This window comes from Streptomyces sp. NPDC058371 (assembly GCF_042723265.1).
Lineage (GTDB): Bacteria > Actinomycetota > Actinomycetes > Streptomycetales > Streptomycetaceae > Streptomyces.
The window spans coordinates 208,594-222,952 of the sequence record NZ_JBHXJC010000011.1; the positions used below are offsets into that span (position 1 = coordinate 208,594).

14 protein-coding genes are annotated in these 14,359 nt (G+C 70.2%); 8 read left to right on the forward strand and 6 right to left on the reverse strand.

The window, feature by feature from the left end; all coding sequences use genetic code 11:
* The first annotated feature begins 86 nt into the window (after window positions 1-86).
* Together mgt and ACFWM2_RS28385 are read left to right on the forward strand one after the other, a co-directional pair.
* Window positions 87-1,295 (forward strand): macrolide-inactivating glycosyltransferase, encoded by a 1,209-nt coding sequence (mgt, locus tag ACFWM2_RS28380; protein ID WP_383285821.1) that lies wholly within the window; start codon window positions 87-89, stop codon window positions 1,293-1,295.
* A 296-nt stretch (window positions 1,296-1,591) separates the two neighbouring features.
* Window positions 1,592-2,713, forward strand: coding sequence for a CDP-alcohol phosphatidyltransferase family protein (locus tag ACFWM2_RS28385; RefSeq protein WP_383285823.1), 1,122 nt, complete (start codon window positions 1,592-1,594; stop codon window positions 2,711-2,713).
* A 58-nt stretch (window positions 2,714-2,771) separates the two neighbouring features.
* On the opposite strand, the gene ACFWM2_RS28390 is transcribed toward ACFWM2_RS28385, so the two are convergent.
* Complete coding sequence (locus tag ACFWM2_RS28390; protein WP_383285825.1) at window positions 2,772-5,045, reverse strand: MMPL family transporter; 2,274 nt, start codon at window positions 5,043-5,045, stop codon at window positions 2,772-2,774.
* Between the two features lie 398 nt (window positions 5,046-5,443).
* Between ACFWM2_RS28390 and ACFWM2_RS28395 the strand changes: the two genes are divergently transcribed.
* The 3 genes from ACFWM2_RS28395 to ACFWM2_RS28405 all read left to right on the forward strand — a co-directional run bounded on the left by ACFWM2_RS28395 (window position 5,444) and on the right by ACFWM2_RS28405 (window position 7,644).
* Window positions 5,444-6,649: a S8 family serine peptidase gene (locus tag ACFWM2_RS28395; protein ID WP_383285827.1), complete on the forward strand. Its 1,206-nt coding sequence runs from the start codon at window positions 5,444-5,446 to the stop codon at window positions 6,647-6,649.
* Between the two features lie 73 nt (window positions 6,650-6,722).
* Complete coding sequence (locus tag ACFWM2_RS28400) at window positions 6,723-7,268, forward strand: DUF1697 domain-containing protein (protein WP_383285829.1); 546 nt, start codon at window positions 6,723-6,725, stop codon at window positions 7,266-7,268.
* Window positions 7,261-7,644: a DUF4440 domain-containing protein gene (locus ACFWM2_RS28405; RefSeq protein ID WP_383285831.1), complete on the forward strand. Its 384-nt coding sequence runs from the start codon at window positions 7,261-7,263 to the stop codon at window positions 7,642-7,644. The genes ACFWM2_RS28400 and ACFWM2_RS28405 overlap by 8 nt, the downstream gene beginning before the upstream one ends.
* Here the strand turns inward: ACFWM2_RS28405 and ACFWM2_RS28410 are convergent.
* Together ACFWM2_RS28410 and ACFWM2_RS28415 are read right to left on the reverse strand one after the other, a co-directional pair.
* Window positions 7,616-8,479 (reverse strand): transglutaminase-like domain-containing protein, encoded by an 864-nt coding sequence (locus ACFWM2_RS28410; RefSeq protein ID WP_383285833.1) that lies wholly within the window; start codon window positions 8,477-8,479, stop codon window positions 7,616-7,618. The genes ACFWM2_RS28405 and ACFWM2_RS28410 overlap by 29 nt on opposite strands.
* A 33-nt stretch (window positions 8,480-8,512) precedes the next feature.
* Window positions 8,513-9,376: an aldo/keto reductase gene (locus ACFWM2_RS28415; protein ID WP_383285834.1), complete on the reverse strand. Its 864-nt coding sequence runs from the start codon at window positions 9,374-9,376 to the stop codon at window positions 8,513-8,515.
* 38 nt (window positions 9,377-9,414) lie between these two features.
* On the opposite strand from ACFWM2_RS28415, the gene ACFWM2_RS28420 reads away from it, so the two are divergent.
* The 3 genes from ACFWM2_RS28420 (at window position 9,415) to ACFWM2_RS28430 (ending at window position 11,825) form a co-directional block, all read left to right on the forward strand.
* On the forward strand, window positions 9,415-10,428 hold the full coding sequence (locus tag ACFWM2_RS28420; protein WP_383285836.1) for a ketopantoate reductase family protein: 1,014 nt from the start codon (window positions 9,415-9,417) through the stop codon (window positions 10,426-10,428).
* Window positions 10,429-10,508: 80 nt separating this feature from the next.
* Window positions 10,509-11,117 (forward strand): TIGR03086 family metal-binding protein, encoded by a 609-nt coding sequence (locus tag ACFWM2_RS28425; RefSeq protein ID WP_383285838.1) that lies wholly within the window; start codon window positions 10,509-10,511, stop codon window positions 11,115-11,117.
* Between the two features lie 78 nt (window positions 11,118-11,195).
* Window positions 11,196-11,825 carry a DsbA family protein gene (locus ACFWM2_RS28430; RefSeq protein ID WP_383285840.1) on the forward strand — a complete coding sequence of 210 codons (630 nt, stop codon included), beginning with the start codon at window positions 11,196-11,198 and terminating at the stop codon, window positions 11,823-11,825.
* Window positions 11,826-11,888: 63 nt separating this feature from the next.
* Here ACFWM2_RS28430 and ACFWM2_RS28435 read toward each other — a convergent pair whose 3' ends face one another.
* From ACFWM2_RS28435 to ACFWM2_RS28445, 3 genes are read right to left on the reverse strand one after another with little or no spacing between them, the layout of a single operon-like run.
* Window positions 11,889-12,638: a sirohydrochlorin chelatase gene (locus tag ACFWM2_RS28435; RefSeq protein WP_383285842.1), complete on the reverse strand. Its 750-nt coding sequence runs from the start codon at window positions 12,636-12,638 to the stop codon at window positions 11,889-11,891.
* 6 nt (window positions 12,639-12,644) lie between these two features.
* Window positions 12,645-13,559, reverse strand: coding sequence for an ABC transporter permease (locus ACFWM2_RS28440; protein WP_383285844.1), 915 nt, complete (start codon window positions 13,557-13,559; stop codon window positions 12,645-12,647).
* Window positions 13,546-14,337, reverse strand: a complete 792-nt coding sequence (locus ACFWM2_RS28445) for an ABC transporter ATP-binding protein (RefSeq protein ID WP_383285846.1) — start codon at window positions 14,335-14,337, stop codon at window positions 13,546-13,548. Before ACFWM2_RS28445 ends, ACFWM2_RS28440 begins: the two co-directional genes overlap by 14 nt.
* Window positions 14,338-14,359: the final 22 nt, after the last annotated feature.

A 14,359-nucleotide genomic window follows, 5' to 3' on the forward strand; every position in this document is an offset into this window, starting at 1 on the left:
CGAGCCCACGTGGAGCCCTGCGGGCTCCCGTGGGGGCATGCTCAAATAGGCTGCACGAGACGTCTCGTCTCGCTTAGCCTCGCGTCATGACCACTCCACGCGCCCATATCGCCATGTTCTCCATCGCCGCCCACGGCCATGTGAACCCGAGCCTCGACGTCGTACGGGAGCTCGTGGCCCGTGGGCACCGCGTGACCTACGCGATTCCGCCCTCCTTCGCCGAGAAGGTCGCCGAGACCGGGGCCGAGCCCAAGCTCTGGAACTCCACGCTGCCCACGGACGATGATCCGGACGCATGGGGGACCGAGTTGATCGACAACATCGAGCCGTTCCTGGCGGACGCCCGCCAGGCCGAGCCGCAGCTGGCCGCGGCATACGCGGGGGACGAACCGGACCTCGTGCTGTACGACATCACGGCGTACCCGGCCCGGATCCTCGCCCATCGCTGGGGCGTCCCGATCGTCCAGCTCTCCCCGAACCTGGTGGCCTGGGAGGGGTACGCGGAGGAGGTCGGCAAGCCGATGTTCGAGCCGCTGAAGCGGACTCCGCGCGGCAAGGCCTTCTACGACACCTTCGGCCGCTGGATCGCCGACCACGGCATCGAGCTGAGTGTCGAGGACTTCATGGGCCGGCCGGACCGCTGTCTCGTCCTGATCCCCAAGGCGCTCCAGCCGAACGCCGACCGGGTCGACGAGGGGCGTTACACGTTCGTCGGCGCCTGCCAGGGCGACCGGTCCGAGCAGGGCGACTGGCAGCGCCCCGCCGGCGCCGAGAAGGTCCTGCTGGTGTCGCTGGGGTCCAGCTTCACCAAGCAGCCGGACTTCTACCGGGCCTGTGTGCAGGCGTTCGGAGACCTTCCGGGCTGGCATGTGGTGCTCCAGATCGGCCGCTTCGTCGATCCGGCGGAGCTCGGTGTGATCCCCGCCAACATCGAGATCCGCTCGTGGGTACCGCAGGTGGCGGTCCTTCGTGAGGCCGACGTGTTCATCACCCACGCCGGTGCCGGCGGCAGCCAGGAGGGACTCGTCAGCGGCACGCCCATGGTCGCCGTACCGCAGGCCGTCGACCAGTTCGGGAACGCGGACATGCTCCAGTCCCTCGGTGTGGCCCGCCATGTGCCGATGGAGGAGGCGACGGCGGAGACGCTGCGCGCGGCGGTGCTGGCGCTCGTCGACGATCCCGAGGTGCACCGGCGTCTGAAGGAGGTTCAGGAGGAGATGGCGGGGGAGGGCGGAACGCGCCGGGCCGCGGACCTGATCGAGGCGGAGCTGCGCGCGACGCGGCACCCCGCGTGAGGCGTGCGTCGATCTCCGGACGGCCCGTATGCGGTGGAATGTCACCGTCCGCGGGGCTCGGCGCTCCGGCGCGTGACGGTTGCACGGAAACTGTGAAGTCCTGGCGCCCTTTGGATAACGGTCGGGTCATTCGATAACGCTCGGGTAACGCAGGCGCTGCCCAGGAAGTGCACGGACTCGTCCGAGCAGTTCGACCGTTACCCCCCGAGGAAGGTTGCGCAGGCGGGATCTTGTTCCTGGGGGCAACGGCTTCTTAGCGTGAGATGAATTCCAGTCGAACGCCAGGAAGTTGACCCATGCGATCCCCACGCCGAGACATTCCGCCGCTCATCGAGGTCCGACGTATCACGCAGAAGAAGCGCGACGCATGGTGGACCGTGTTGCTGGTCGACCCGGTCGCCACGCCCCTGGTCCGCCAAGTCGCGCTGCGCACCCGGATCACGCCCAACCAGATCACCTGGGGCGCGTTCCTGCTGGGGCTGGTGTCGGCGGTCTGTTTCGCCTTCGGTGACTGGCGCTGGCTCATCGCCGGCGCGGTCGTCTACCACCTGAGCTTCATCCTCGACTGCGTGGACGGCAAGGTCGCCCGGCTGACCGGTCAGGGCTCGGTGTTCGGGGCCTGGCTGGACTTCGTCTTCGACCGCATCCGGGTGCTGGTGTGCGGGGTGGCGCTGATGGCCGGGCAGTACGAGCGCAGCGGCGAGACGGTCTACATCTGGCTGGCCCTGGCCGTCGTCGGCCTGGACACGCTCCGGTACATCAACTCCCTGGAGATCTTCAAGATCCGTCACTCGATGCGCAAGCAGATCAAGGCCCGCCTGCGGGAGGCGCGCCGCGCCGAGAACCAGACGGAACTCGCCTTCATGGAAGACCTGTTGCGGGACAACCCCGAGGCGGACATCGAGCAGGACCTCCGCACGTCCGCGGCGGCGCAGGACACCGCCGCCACCCCCGCCACCCCCGCCACGACCGAGGCGGCCACTTCCGCCACGGCCCAGGCCGCCACCCCCGCCACGGCTCAGGCCGGAACCCCCGCCACGGCCGACGAGACGGACGAGACCAACGAGATCGACGAGACCAACGAGACCGACGGCACGGACGCCCCGGGCAGCCTCCCGCCCACCCGAGTCATCGACCTGCACCAGGAGTTCCGCCACCGCTTCCCCGTGTATCTGCGCGCCCGCGGCTTCCTGCTGCGTCATCGCATCCGCACCCACCTGATCAGCGGGATCGAGTTCCAGATGGGCGTGTTCATCGTCGGACCGCTGCTCGACTCGGTGATCGAGGCGACCATCGTCTCCGGCGCCCTGTTGCTGGTCTTCGAACTCGCCATCATCTACAAGCTGTTGCTCTCCACCCGCGACTTCACCCGCACCATCGACTCCTTCGACCGCGACCACGTGACGACAGCGGCCTGAACCGACAGCAGAGTGGCCGGGGTGCGTGCACCCCGGCCACGTACAACAGGTGAAGCGGTCAGACCCCGACCCGCTCGCCCTCCACGGCCGGCGGGTGCGGCGGCTCGGCGACCGGCTCCGGCGACTCGTCGTGGGTGAGGTCGGGCAGGCGGTGCAGCCACTTCGGGAGGTACCAGTTGCGCTCGCCGAGCAGCGCCATGACCGCCGGGAGCAGCACTCCGCGGATGATCGTCGCGTCGATCAGCACGGCGGCGGCGAGGCCGACGCCCATCTGCTTCATGGACTGCATGGACAGCGTGCCGAAGATCGCGAAGACGGCGACCATGATGACGGCGGCGCTCGTGACGACACCGGCCGTGGTGACCACGCCGTGCTGGATGGCGTCCCTGGTGCTGCGCCCCCGCAGCCGTGCCTCACGGATCCGCGAGACGACGAACACGTGGTAGTCCATCGAGAGTCCGAACAGGATCACGAAGAGGAACAGCGGCAGCCAGGTGATGATGGCTCCCACACCCTCCGCGCCCACCAGCGAGGCGCCCCAGCCGTGCTGGAAGACGGCGACCAGGATGCCGTAGGCGGCGCCCACGGACAGCAGGTTGAGCACGATCGACGTGATCGCGATGGTCAGGGAGCGGAAGGACAGCAGCATCAGCAGGAAGGCGAAGACCACCACGAAGGCGAAGACCGGGACCACCGAGCCGATCAGCTGGTCGTTGAAGTCCTGGTTCCCCGCGACCTGTCCGGTGATCGGCGCCTGGACGCCGTCGACCTTCCCGAGCGTGTCGGGCCGCACCGTGTCGCGCAGCAGCTCCAGGCTCCTGCCGGCCTTGTCCTGATCGGAGCCGCCGACCAGCGGGACGTACACGAAGGCGACGTTCTGCCCGTCGTGCACCTTGATCTCGACCGGGCCTCGGGTGGCACCCGAACTGATCGCCTCCGCACGGAAGTCGGCGAGCGCCGTCTTCACCTCGGCGGCGTTGATGTCCTCGGCCTTGACGATCACCTCGGCCGGCTCGGAGCCGCCGGGGAAGGCGTCGTTGACCCGGTTGTACGTCCCCACGATCGGCAGGGAGTTGCCGAACTCCTGGTCCAGCGTGAGGTTCTGCGTCTTCATGCCGAGCGCGGGTGCGGCGATGGCCAGCAGGGCGCCGGCCGCGACGAGCAGCGAGATCGCGGGCTTGGCGAGCACGACCCGGAGCACGGCGCCCCAGAACCGGCTCTCGCCGTTGCCCTTGGGCGCCCCGCCGTTCCTGCCTCGCTTGGCCCGGTGCAGGAAGGGGATGCGACCCTTCTCCACGCGCTCGCCGAGCAGCGAGAGCAGCGCCGGCAGCACCGTCACGGAGCCGACCATGGCGACCGCCACGACCATCAGCGAGGCCAGGCCCATCGCCTCGAACTCGGCGAGTCCGGTGAAGAGCATGCCGGCCATCGCCACGCACACCGTGACACCGGAGACGATGATGGCCCGGCCGCTGGTCGCGGCGGCGATCCGCAGCGCGGTATCGGCGTCCCGGCCGGCCTCGCGCTCCTCGCGCTCGCGCCGCAGATAGAAGAGGCAGTAGTCGACACCGACGGCCAGACCCACCAGGAGCATCACGGAGTTGGCCGTGTCGCTCATCGGCATCACATGGCTGACGATCCCCATCAGGCCCATCGTCGCCATGATCGCGGTGACCGCGAGCGCCACCGGAAGCAGTGCCGCCACCAGCGCGCCGAACGCGATCAGCAGGATGCCGAGGGCGACGGGTACGGCCGAGAGCTCGGCCTTCTTGAAGTCGTCTCCGAAGGCGTCGGCAAACGTCTTCATCATGCTGGCGCCGCCGATCTCCTCGATCCGCAGCTCGGCGTGGTCCTTCTGCACCCCCTCGACGGCCTTCAGCACCGGCTCGACGCGATCGCCCGCGGTGTCCGAGTCGCCGCGCATGTCGAACTGCACCAGCGCGCTGCGGCCGTCCTTGGAGATGGTCTTCGTGTCGTACGGCGAGGTCACGTCCGTGACCTCGCCGGTCGCGTCGACGGCCTCGACGACGGCGCTGACGGCGCTGCGGAACCCGGCGTCCGTCGCCTTGGCCCCCGCGTCCTTCGCCTGGATCAGGACGCTCTCACTGGCCGGTTCCTCGATCCCGGCGTCCTCGATGATCTTGGCGGCGGTGTGCGTCTCACCCTTGAGCTGGTCGCTGTCCTTGACGTCGACGCGCCCGGCGGCCGAGCCGAGGCCCATCGCCAGGACGACGAACAGCACCCATATACCGACGGCCGCCCATCGGTGCCGGGCGCTCCAACTGCCCGCCCGGGCGGCGATCCCCCGCACCCTTGTGTCTCCGCTCCCCATGACGGGCCTGCCCCCTCGTATGCCGGTGCCGGCCCCCTGCCGCCACCTTTCGTTCTGAAGGTATGGGCCGAATAAGGCCATCTCCTCGTGCTGTTCGATGAACCGGCGGGGGCCGGACTCCACCCCTCGGACCCCGTCCCCTCAGCAATGCGGACGACAGACGCCCCTTACACGTAACCGGGGATCTCGGGGCTCTGGATCAGGGGCCGAAGCTGTGTCCGAACTGTGAGGCACGGCCCATTTTGTTATTGCGAACGCTTGTTGATTGGGTCACAGATGCATGAAGGGGTTGATCGGTGCGCGTCAATCGACCAGGGTTTCGAGCGAACCCACGGGTAATTTACGTTGCCTGAAAAAGGGTCAATCCCCCCACAAAACCCACGAGGAGAACCCTCTTCATGGCAACTCACCAGCGTGCTCGCACGTTTCGGCTGACCGCCGCCATAGCCACCGCCGCCACCGCGATCGGCGTCACCGCCTTCACCGGACCCTTCGCAGGTGCGAGCACTCCCGCAGAGGGCAAGGTGTACGGGCTCGACGCCAAGGGTGCCGTCTCCGGCAGCTATATCGTCCTGCTCGACGGCAAGGCGACCAAGACCACCAAGAGCGGCCTCGCCGAGGAGTACGGCGGCACACTGAAGCGCAACTACGGCTCGGTCGACGGCTTTTCGGCCTCCGGCCTCTCGGAGACCGAGGCCAAGCGCCTCGCCGCCGACCCGTCCGTTGCCAAGGTCGTCCAGAACAAGAAGTTCCACATCGACGCCACCCAGGACAACCCGCCGTCGTGGGGCCTGGATCGCATCGACCAGAGCGCCACCGCGGGCGACGGGAAGTACACCTACCCCGACTCCGCGGGTACGGGCGTCACCGCGTATATCATCGACACCGGCGTCCGTATCAGCCACCAGGACTTTGCCGGCCGGGCCTCGTCGGGCTTCGACGCCATCGACAACGACGACACCGCGCAGGACGGCAACGGCCACGGCACGCATGTCGCCGGCACCGTCGCGGGCCAGGCGCACGGCGTCGCCAAGAAGGCGAAGATCGTCGCCGTACGCGTCCTCGACAACTCCGGCTCCGGCACCACCGAGCAGGTCGTCGCGGGCATCGACTGGGTCACCCAGCACCACTCGGGCCCGTCCGTCGCCAACATGTCCCTCGGCGGAGGAGTGGACGAAGCACTCGACTCGGCGGTGAAGAAGGCCATCGACTCCGGTGTCACCTTCGCCGTGGCGGCAGGCAACGAGTCCGCGGACGCGAGCACCAGCTCCCCGGCCCGGGTCCCCGAAGCCCTCACCGTCGCCTCCTCCACCAAGGACGACGAGCAGTCCGACTTCTCCAACTTCGGCACCGGCGTGGACCTCTATGCCCCCGGTTCCGACATCACCTCCGACTGGAACACCGGCGACTCAGCCACCAACACCATCTCCGGTACGTCGATGGCCACCCCGCACGTCACGGGAGCCGCCGCCGTCTACCTCGCCGGCCACCCCGACGCGACCCCGGCCCAGGTCGCCGAGGCGCTCACCGGCGGCGCGAGCGCGGACAAGATCTCCAACGCCTCCGACGGCACGCCGAACAAGCTCCTGAAGATCGTCGAGTAACCGGCTCGGTCCCACCGGCCGCGGCCGTCGTGCCCACCCCCACGGAGCACGACGGCCGCTTTATGGTGTGCGGATGACGATGTATGCGGCGCTGCTGCGCGGGATCAATGTGGGCGGCAGCAAGAAGGTGCCGATGGGTGAGCTGCGCACCCTGATGCAGGGCCTCGGGTACGCGGATGTCGCCACGTATCTGCAGAGCGGCAACGCCGTGTTCGGCAGCGACCACGGCGACGAGGAATCGCTCGCCGACGAACTCGCCGCGGCCATCGAGAAGCACTTCGGCTTCACCGTCGGCGTGCTGGTGCGCGACCACGCCTATCTGAGGGCCGTGCGCGAGGCCTGTCCGTTCCCGGCCGCCGAGCTGGAGGGCAAGCAGCTGCACGTCACGTACTTCTCCGAGGCGGTCGACGCGGAACGCTTCGCCGCGGTCGCCCCGGCGGACTTCCTGCCGGAGGAGTTCCGCCTCGGCGACCGCGTCCTGTACCTGTACGCACCCGACGGCCTCGGCCGCTCCAAGCTGGCCCCGGTCCTGGCCAGGCCCCGGCTGCTGAAGGGCCTCACAGCCACCACCCGCAACTGGAACACGGTCGTCAAACTCGAGGAGCTGACGGGTGTCTGACCACAACCCCGCCGTCGAGGCGGCGATCCAGGGCGAACTGCGGCTGCTCGACCCGGAGATCCGCCGCTCGCCCGAACAGGTCGGTGCGCTGCTCCACCCCGAGTTCCACGAGTTCGGCGCCTCGGGCCGGCGCTGGGACCGGGCCTCGGTCATCGCCATGCTGGCCGCGTCCGCCGAGCCGGGAGTGCGGGCGAGCGTCACCTCGGGCATGCGGGGCGTCCAGCTCGCGGCGGACCTGGTCCACCTCACGTTCGACACCGAGCACAACGGCGCGCGCACCCACCGGAGTTCGCTCTGGCGCAGGATCGACGAGGAGTGGCTGCTCTACTTCCACCAGGGGACGCCGTTCAGCGCCGGCCGGCCGCGCGCAGGGTGACCTTCCGGACGCCGCCGTAGGTCGTGTACGAAACGATCTCGTCCGGGACCGTGAGGCGGGGGTCCCGGTAGAGACGCCGCAGTTCCTCCTCCGAGCCGGCATCGGCGACCGCGTCGGCCAGGACCAGGTCCGCCTCGGTGAGCGCCCCGTCGTCGAGGACCTCCGGGCCCCAGCCGTCCCAGGGGAGCACCTCGACGCCGTTCAGGGCGGCCAGGTCGTGCAGGACATTGCCCCGCACGAACCACAGCCCCTGGAGGCCTTCGAGGTGGCTCACCCCGAAGGTCGCCGCGTCGGCCCGGCCCGCCCGGCACAGCCGCCAGGCGTCACCCGCCACCAGGAACTGGTCCCTCGGCACGTCCAGCGGATCGAACGGCACCTGGTACGACGGGTCGAGGATCTGCGCGTCGACCAGCCGCCAACTCCCGTCCGGCAGCCGGTACTCGGCGACCCAGTGATCGTCGTGGAAGCCCACCGCGAAGTACCGGGCGAAGCCGCACCGGATCCGGGCCGCCGTGCCCGTGGCCCGCAGCAGCGAGCACAGCAGCAGCGCGAAGTCCCGGCAGGTGCCGACGAATCGCTCCTCCGGCGGGCGGGGGCGGGTGAGCGGGGCGTCGGACCGTTCGCGCAGGAGCCGCAGGATCTCGACGGCGTACCGGGACTCCGCGTCCTCGTGCAGCCGTTCCTCGGGGACGGCGTACCCGACGTGCGCGCACTCCAGCCGATGGATGATCAACTGCCGTACTACGGCGGCCAGTTCGTCCGGATCGCGGGGCAGTGCGTCCGTGTCGAGTCCACCGGGATCGCTGAACACGCTCTGTGTCTCATAGACGTCCATGCAGGGAGCCTCGGCTCTGCCCCAGGGGCAAGGTCAAGCCTGGGGCGCCGGTTTGCTCGGGGATGCGTCGTCCAGGCGGGTCAGGTCCGCCGCGGTGAGGCGGACGTCGGCCGCGTCCAGGTTCTCCTCCAAATGGGCCCGCGAGCCCGTGCCCGGGGTCGGGCACAGGACGGGGGAGCGGTGCAGCAGCCAGGCCAGGGCGATCTGCCCCGGTGTCGCCCCGTGCGCGGCGGCGATCTCGGAGCACACCGGGTCGGCCGTCAGTGAGCCGTTGCCCAGCGGGAACCACGGCAGGAACGCGATCCCGCGTGCCTCGCACAGCTTCAGCAGCGGCTCCGAAGTACGGTCCAGGACGTTGTAGCGGTTCTGCACCGAGGCGATGTCGGTCAACTCCAGTGCGGCTGCCAGCTGTTCGGCGTCAACGGTGTCGAGGCCGATGTGCCGGATCTTGCCCTCGTCCCGCAACTCGCCCAGCGCACCGAGCTGTTCGGCCATCGGCACCTCCGGGTCGAGCCGGTGCAGCTGATACAGGCCGATGGTGTCGAGCCGCAGCCGCCGCAGGCTCGCCTCGCACATCGCCCGCAACTGCTCGGGCCGCCCCGCGATGTGCCAGGCGCGGTCACTTGTCCGGACCACCCCGCCCTTGGTGGCGACCACCAGCCCCTCGGCGTACGGATGCAGGGCCTCGGCCACCAGCTCCTCGGCGATCGACGGCCCGTAGTTGTCGGCCGTGTCGATCAGCGTGACCCCGCGCTCCACGGCGCGGCGCAGCACGGCCACCGCGTCGCGCGCGTCCCCCCGCGGGCCCCAGTAGCCGGGACCGGTCAGTTGCGCGGTGCCGTACCCGAGCCGTCGCACCGTCGTGTCGCCGCCGAGCGTGAATCTTTCCGAGGCCATTTCATGGAGGGTACATACAGCTGTGCGAGGCTCATCCCATGCGCTACATCATCATCGGAGCGGGAGCCGTCGGCGGAGCCATCGGCGGCCGGCTGGCGGGGTCGGGCCACGAGGTGGTCCTGGTCGCGCGGGGTGCGCACTACGAGGCGCTGCGGGCCGACGGGCTGCGGTTCCTGGCCCCGGACGGGCCGTACACCTACCGGCTGCCCACGGTCGACGGGCCCGAGGCGCTCGGCGAGCTGCGCCTGGACGACGTGCTGGTGCTCGCGGTCAAGACCCAGGACAGCGAGGCGGCCCTGCGGGCGTGGGGTGCGGCCCCCGTGACGGGCGGCGGCACGGCGGCCGAGCGGCTGCCGCTGCTCTGCGCGCAGAACGGTGTGGAGAGCCAGCGGCTGGCGCTCCGCCGCTTCCGGCGGGTGTACGGCGTCTGCGTCTGGCTGCCCGCCACCTTCGTCGAGCCGGGTGTCGTGTCCGCCCCGGGCGCCCCGCTCACCGGCATCCTGCACCTCGGCCGCTATCCGCACGGCACGGACGAGACGGCCCACCGGATCGCCGCGGACCTGGCCCGCTCCCGCTTCGAGGCGCCCGTCGTGCCCGATGTGACGCGCTGGCAGTACGCCAAACTCCTCGGCAATCTCGCCAACGCGATCGAGGCGGTCAGCGGGCCGCTCACCGGCGACGAGGGCCGGGTGCTCCAGAAGCGGGTGCGGGCGGAGGGCGAGGCGGTGCTCGCCGCCGCCGGGATCGCGTACGCCGGTGAGGAGGAGCAGAGGACACTTCGCGCCGACAAGATCCGCTTCGAGTCGTTCGACGGCGCCGAGCGCGGCGGCGGCTCCTCCTGGCAGTCCCTCGACCGCGGCACCGGCACCATCGAGGCCGACTACCTCAACGGCGAGATCGCCCTCCTCGGCCGGCTGCACGGCGTACCGACCCCCCTGAACGACCTGCTCCAGCGGCTCGCGAACACCTTCGCGCGCGAGCGCAGGAAGGCCGGCTCGATGCCGGTCCCGGAGCTCGTGCGCCTCGCCGACGAAGCCGTCGCGACAGGCTGAACAGGCAGTTCCTCGCGACGGTCGCGGGGCTGTCGCGTTTGTTCAAGAGCGGCGCGCGCGGCGCTTCTAGCGTGGAAGGCATGAGCAATCCGTACAAGAACGTGCACCCGTACATGGTGGAATGCGCCGCCGAGGCGGCCCGGGTGGCCCGCGGGGTCACACCGGCGCAGCTGACCGAACCCACGCACTGTCCCGACTGGGACGTGCGCACGCTGGTCAACCACTGGGTCCTCTACACCTCGCACGGCATGGAGCACCGCGCCCTGCGCAAGGAGTTGCCCGAGGCGCTGACCGGCCGTGACTTCACCACCGATCCGGACTGGGCCGAGGCGTACGGCGCCCAGCTCGACCGGGCCGTCGCCGCCTGGGACGACCCGGACGTGTGGGAGGGCGAGGTCGACCTCGGCATGGCGGCGATGCCCGCGGCCGAGCTGGCCTCGATGATCGTCAAGGAGACAGCGGTCCACGGCTGGGACGTCGCCGTCTCCACCGGCCAGGAGTTCCGGATCTCCGACGGGGCGGCCCGGCTCGTCCTGGAGGTGGTCGAGACGCACGGCGAGCTCTACCGCCAGTACGACGGCTTCGCCGACCCGGTCGCCGTACCGGACGACGCGCCCGTCTTCGAGCGCGCGCTCGCGGCGAGCGGACGGGACCCCCGGCAGCCGGCGAAGGGAAGAGCGGACCACTGAGACAGCGGGAAGTGGACCACTGAAGCAGCTCCGGATTGGACCGGGTTCCTGAGCCATTCGGGAACTACCGTCGACATCATGACGAAGCACCCGCCGAGTACGGCGCCCACCCGCGTGGACTTCTACTTCGACCCCGCCTGCCCCTTCGCCTGGATCACCTCCCGCTGGCTCCTGGAGGTCGAGCGCACCCGTCCGCTCGACCTCCGCTTCCACGCGATGAGCCTCCACCTGCACAACATCGGCAACGAACTCCCCGACTGGTACCGGCAATTGGTCGACAAGTCGATCGGGCCGGTGCGGGTCGCGGTGGCCGCCGCGGAACTGCACGGCGAGAAGGTGCTCAGGGACCTGTACACGGCCTTCGGCACCCGCATCCACGAGTGGAAGAACGAGGACTTCGACGCGGTGGTCGCCGAATCCCTCGCCGAACTGGGCCTCCCGGCCGAACTGGCCGACGCCGCCCACGACCCGGCGTACGACGACCGTGTCCGCCGCAGCCACGACGCCGGCAAGGAACCCGGCTCCGACGGCTACGTGGGCACACCCACCCTCCACGTCGACGGAACGGTGTGGTTCGGACCCGTACTGCGCGCCGTGCCCCGGGGCGAACGGGCGGCGGAACTCTTCGACAGCTTCCGCGTGCTGGCCGCGCACCCCGACTTCTTCGAGCTGAAGCGGACCCGGACCGGCGGTCTCTCCTTCGACTGAGCCGCAGCCGCAGCCGCAGCCGCAGTCACAGCCCGAGCCCGAGGCGACGGGGACCCGGCCGCGTTACGCGCCGACCGCCGCCAGCGCCGGGAGTCGCGCCTGGTCGTACCGCTCCAGAAGGACGCGGGCCACCTCCGGTGCGGGACCGAGCACATCGGCGAGGACGTCGGCCTCGGCGGCGCCGCGGGCGATCCGGTCCGGCAGGTAACCGGGCGCCAGGACGTACGGCGCCACCGCCACGCGGGCACACCCGAGCGCCCGGAGTTCGCGCACGGCGTCCTGCGTGCGCGGAAGGGATGCGGAGGCGAACGCAGGCCGCACGGCGCACCAACCGGTGTGCCGCCACTCCCGCGCGATTTCAGCGATCACTGCGATCGCCTCCGGGTCTGAGGACCCCGCCGAGGCCAGCACGACCCCGGTCGAGGACTTGTCGGCGGGGCCCAGCCCCGCCTCGTACAGCCGGCGTTCCAGCGCGGCGGTCAGCAGCGGTGACGGGCCGAGCACCTCCGCCTGGCGGATGCGCAGCCGCGCGGGTGCCGCGCGCAGCACCGCCGGGATGTCCGACTTCGCATGGAACGCTCGGGTCAGCAGCAGGGGCTGCGTCACCACGTCCTGCACACCCTCCGCCGCCAGGGACTCCAACACCCCGTTCACGGACGGGATGTTGAAGTCCAGGAAGCCGGTCTCCACGCGCAGCCCCGGCCGCAGCGACCGCAGCCGCCGGACGAGGGCGTGCACCGTCGCGGCATGACGCGGGTCGCGACTGCCGTGGGCGATGACGACGAGGACGGGGTGAACCGGCTGGTGGCGCATGGGAGTTCAGCTCTTGACGAGGAGACCGCGGCTGCGCAGCACCCGCCGCTCCAGCGGACTGAAGATCAGCAGATCGATGGCGATGCCGACGAACAGGATGAGGAAGATGGCCAGGAAGACCATCGACATGGAACTGGCGTTGCGCCCGTTCTCCAGGAGCTGACCGAGGCCGACACCCAGATCGGGGGAGGAGGCGATGATCTCCGCCGCCATCAGCGAACGCCAGGCGAACGCCCAGCCCTGCTTCAGGCCCGCCAGATAGCCGGGCAGCGCGGCGGGCATCACGATGTGCCAGGTGCCGCGCAGGCCGGTGGCGCCGAGCGTGCGGCCCGCCCGCAGATACAGCGGAGGCACCTGGTCGACACCCGACACGAGACCGTTGGCGATGGACGGGACGGCGCCGAGCAGGATCACCGCGTACATCATCTTGTTCTCCAGGCCCAGCCAGATCACGGCCGGCGGCACCCACGCCACCGACGGCAGGGACTGGAGGCCCGAGAGAATCGGGCCGATGGCCGCGCGCACGAACCGTACCCGCGCCACCACCAGACCCAGCGGTGTGCCGATCACCAGCGCCAGCAGGAAGCCGAGCAGGCCGCGCGAGACGCTGGTCCAGATGTAGCCCAGCAGGGTGCCCTGCAGCCAGGCGTCCTCGACCTCGCCCCACACCGCGGACGGCGAGGGCAGCTTGGACGGGTCGGTGACGACCTCGAACGAGATCAGCCCCTGCCACACCACGAGGACCAGCGCCACGGCGATCAGTGGCGGCAGGGTCTTCTGGATGAACGTCTCCCGCAGCGGAGTACGGCTGTCGGCGGTGTCCTCCAGGGCGTCGAGGCCCGCCTCGAGGCCGCCGAGACCGTAACCGTCCTTGCTGTCCTCGACGGGAGCCTGCGGCGTTTTCGTCTCAGTGCTGGCCATGGCGGCGGATCTCCCCACGCAGTTCTTCGGTGATCTCGACGGACAGCTCCGCCACGGCGGCATCCTCGATCCGGCGCGGCTGCGGAATGTCCACCGTCCACTCGCGCGCGATCCGGCCGGGACGGGAGGAGAGGAGGACGACGCGCTGCGCGAGCCGTACCGCCTCGCGCACGTTGTGCGTGACGAACAGCACCGACACGTTCGTCTCGCTCCAGATCCGGGTCAGCTCGTCGTGCAGCACATCCCGCGTGATGGCGTCCAGCGCCGCGAACGGCTCGTCCATCAGCAGCAGTTGGCTGTCCTGCGCGAGCGCGCGGGCCATCGACACCCGCTGTCGCATACCGCCCGACAGCTCGTGCACCCGCTTCCCGTACGCGCCGTTCAGCCGTACGAGTTCGAGCAGCTCCTCCGCCCGGTCGCGCCGCTCCGTCTTCGCGACACCCCGGAGCTTCAGGGCGAGTTCGATGTTCTTGCCCGCGGTCAGCCACGGGAACAGGGCGTGCTCCTGGAACATCAGGGCGGGGCGCCCGTTCGTCCCGATGCTGCCCGCGGTCGGGGCGTCGAGCCCCGCGACCAGATTGAGCAGCGTCGACTTGCCACACCCGGAGGCCCCCAGGAGGGTGACGAACTCGCCCGGCGCGACATCGAGAGTGATGTCGTCCAGGACGAGCTGCCGCCCGGCGGGTCCGGAGAAGGACTTCGAGACATGCTCGATCCGGGCGGCGTGCGTGGCCGCCTCGGGTGCGCCGTCGGCGGCCTTGGCGAGGGTCGTGGCCATGGTCGTCACCTCCTGGGAACTC

What these genes read in the sequence shown, in the direction of transcription:
- mgt (WP_383285821.1), top strand. Translation starts at nt 87, where the DNA reads ATGACCACTCCACGCGCCCATATCGCCATGTTCTCCATCGCCGCCCAC.
- ACFWM2_RS28385 (WP_383285823.1), top strand. Translation starts at nt 1,592, where the DNA reads ATGCGATCCCCACGCCGAGACATTCCGCCGCTCATCGAGGTCCGACGT.
- ACFWM2_RS28390 (WP_383285825.1), bottom strand. Translation starts at nt 5,045, where the DNA reads ATGGGGAGCGGAGACACAAGGGTGCGGGGGATCGCCGCCCGGGCGGGC.
- ACFWM2_RS28395 (WP_383285827.1), top strand. Translation starts at nt 5,444, where the DNA reads ATGGCAACTCACCAGCGTGCTCGCACGTTTCGGCTGACCGCCGCCATA.
- ACFWM2_RS28400 (WP_383285829.1), top strand. Translation starts at nt 6,723, where the DNA reads ATGACGATGTATGCGGCGCTGCTGCGCGGGATCAATGTGGGCGGCAGC.
- ACFWM2_RS28410 (WP_383285833.1), bottom strand. Translation starts at nt 8,479, where the DNA reads ATGGACGTCTATGAGACACAGAGCGTGTTCAGCGATCCCGGTGGACTC.
- ACFWM2_RS28415 (WP_383285834.1), bottom strand. Translation starts at nt 9,376, where the DNA reads ATGGCCTCGGAAAGATTCACGCTCGGCGGCGACACGACGGTGCGACGG.
- ACFWM2_RS28420 (WP_383285836.1), top strand. Translation starts at nt 9,415, where the DNA reads ATGCGCTACATCATCATCGGAGCGGGAGCCGTCGGCGGAGCCATCGGC.
- ACFWM2_RS28425 (WP_383285838.1), top strand. Translation starts at nt 10,509, where the DNA reads ATGAGCAATCCGTACAAGAACGTGCACCCGTACATGGTGGAATGCGCC.
- ACFWM2_RS28430 (WP_383285840.1), top strand. Translation starts at nt 11,196, where the DNA reads ATGACGAAGCACCCGCCGAGTACGGCGCCCACCCGCGTGGACTTCTAC.
- ACFWM2_RS28435 (WP_383285842.1), bottom strand. Translation starts at nt 12,638, where the DNA reads ATGCGCCACCAGCCGGTTCACCCCGTCCTCGTCGTCATCGCCCACGGC.
- ACFWM2_RS28440 (WP_383285844.1), bottom strand. Translation starts at nt 13,559, where the DNA reads ATGGCCAGCACTGAGACGAAAACGCCGCAGGCTCCCGTCGAGGACAGC.
- ACFWM2_RS28445 (WP_383285846.1), bottom strand. Translation starts at nt 14,337, where the DNA reads ATGGCCACGACCCTCGCCAAGGCCGCCGACGGCGCACCCGAGGCGGCC.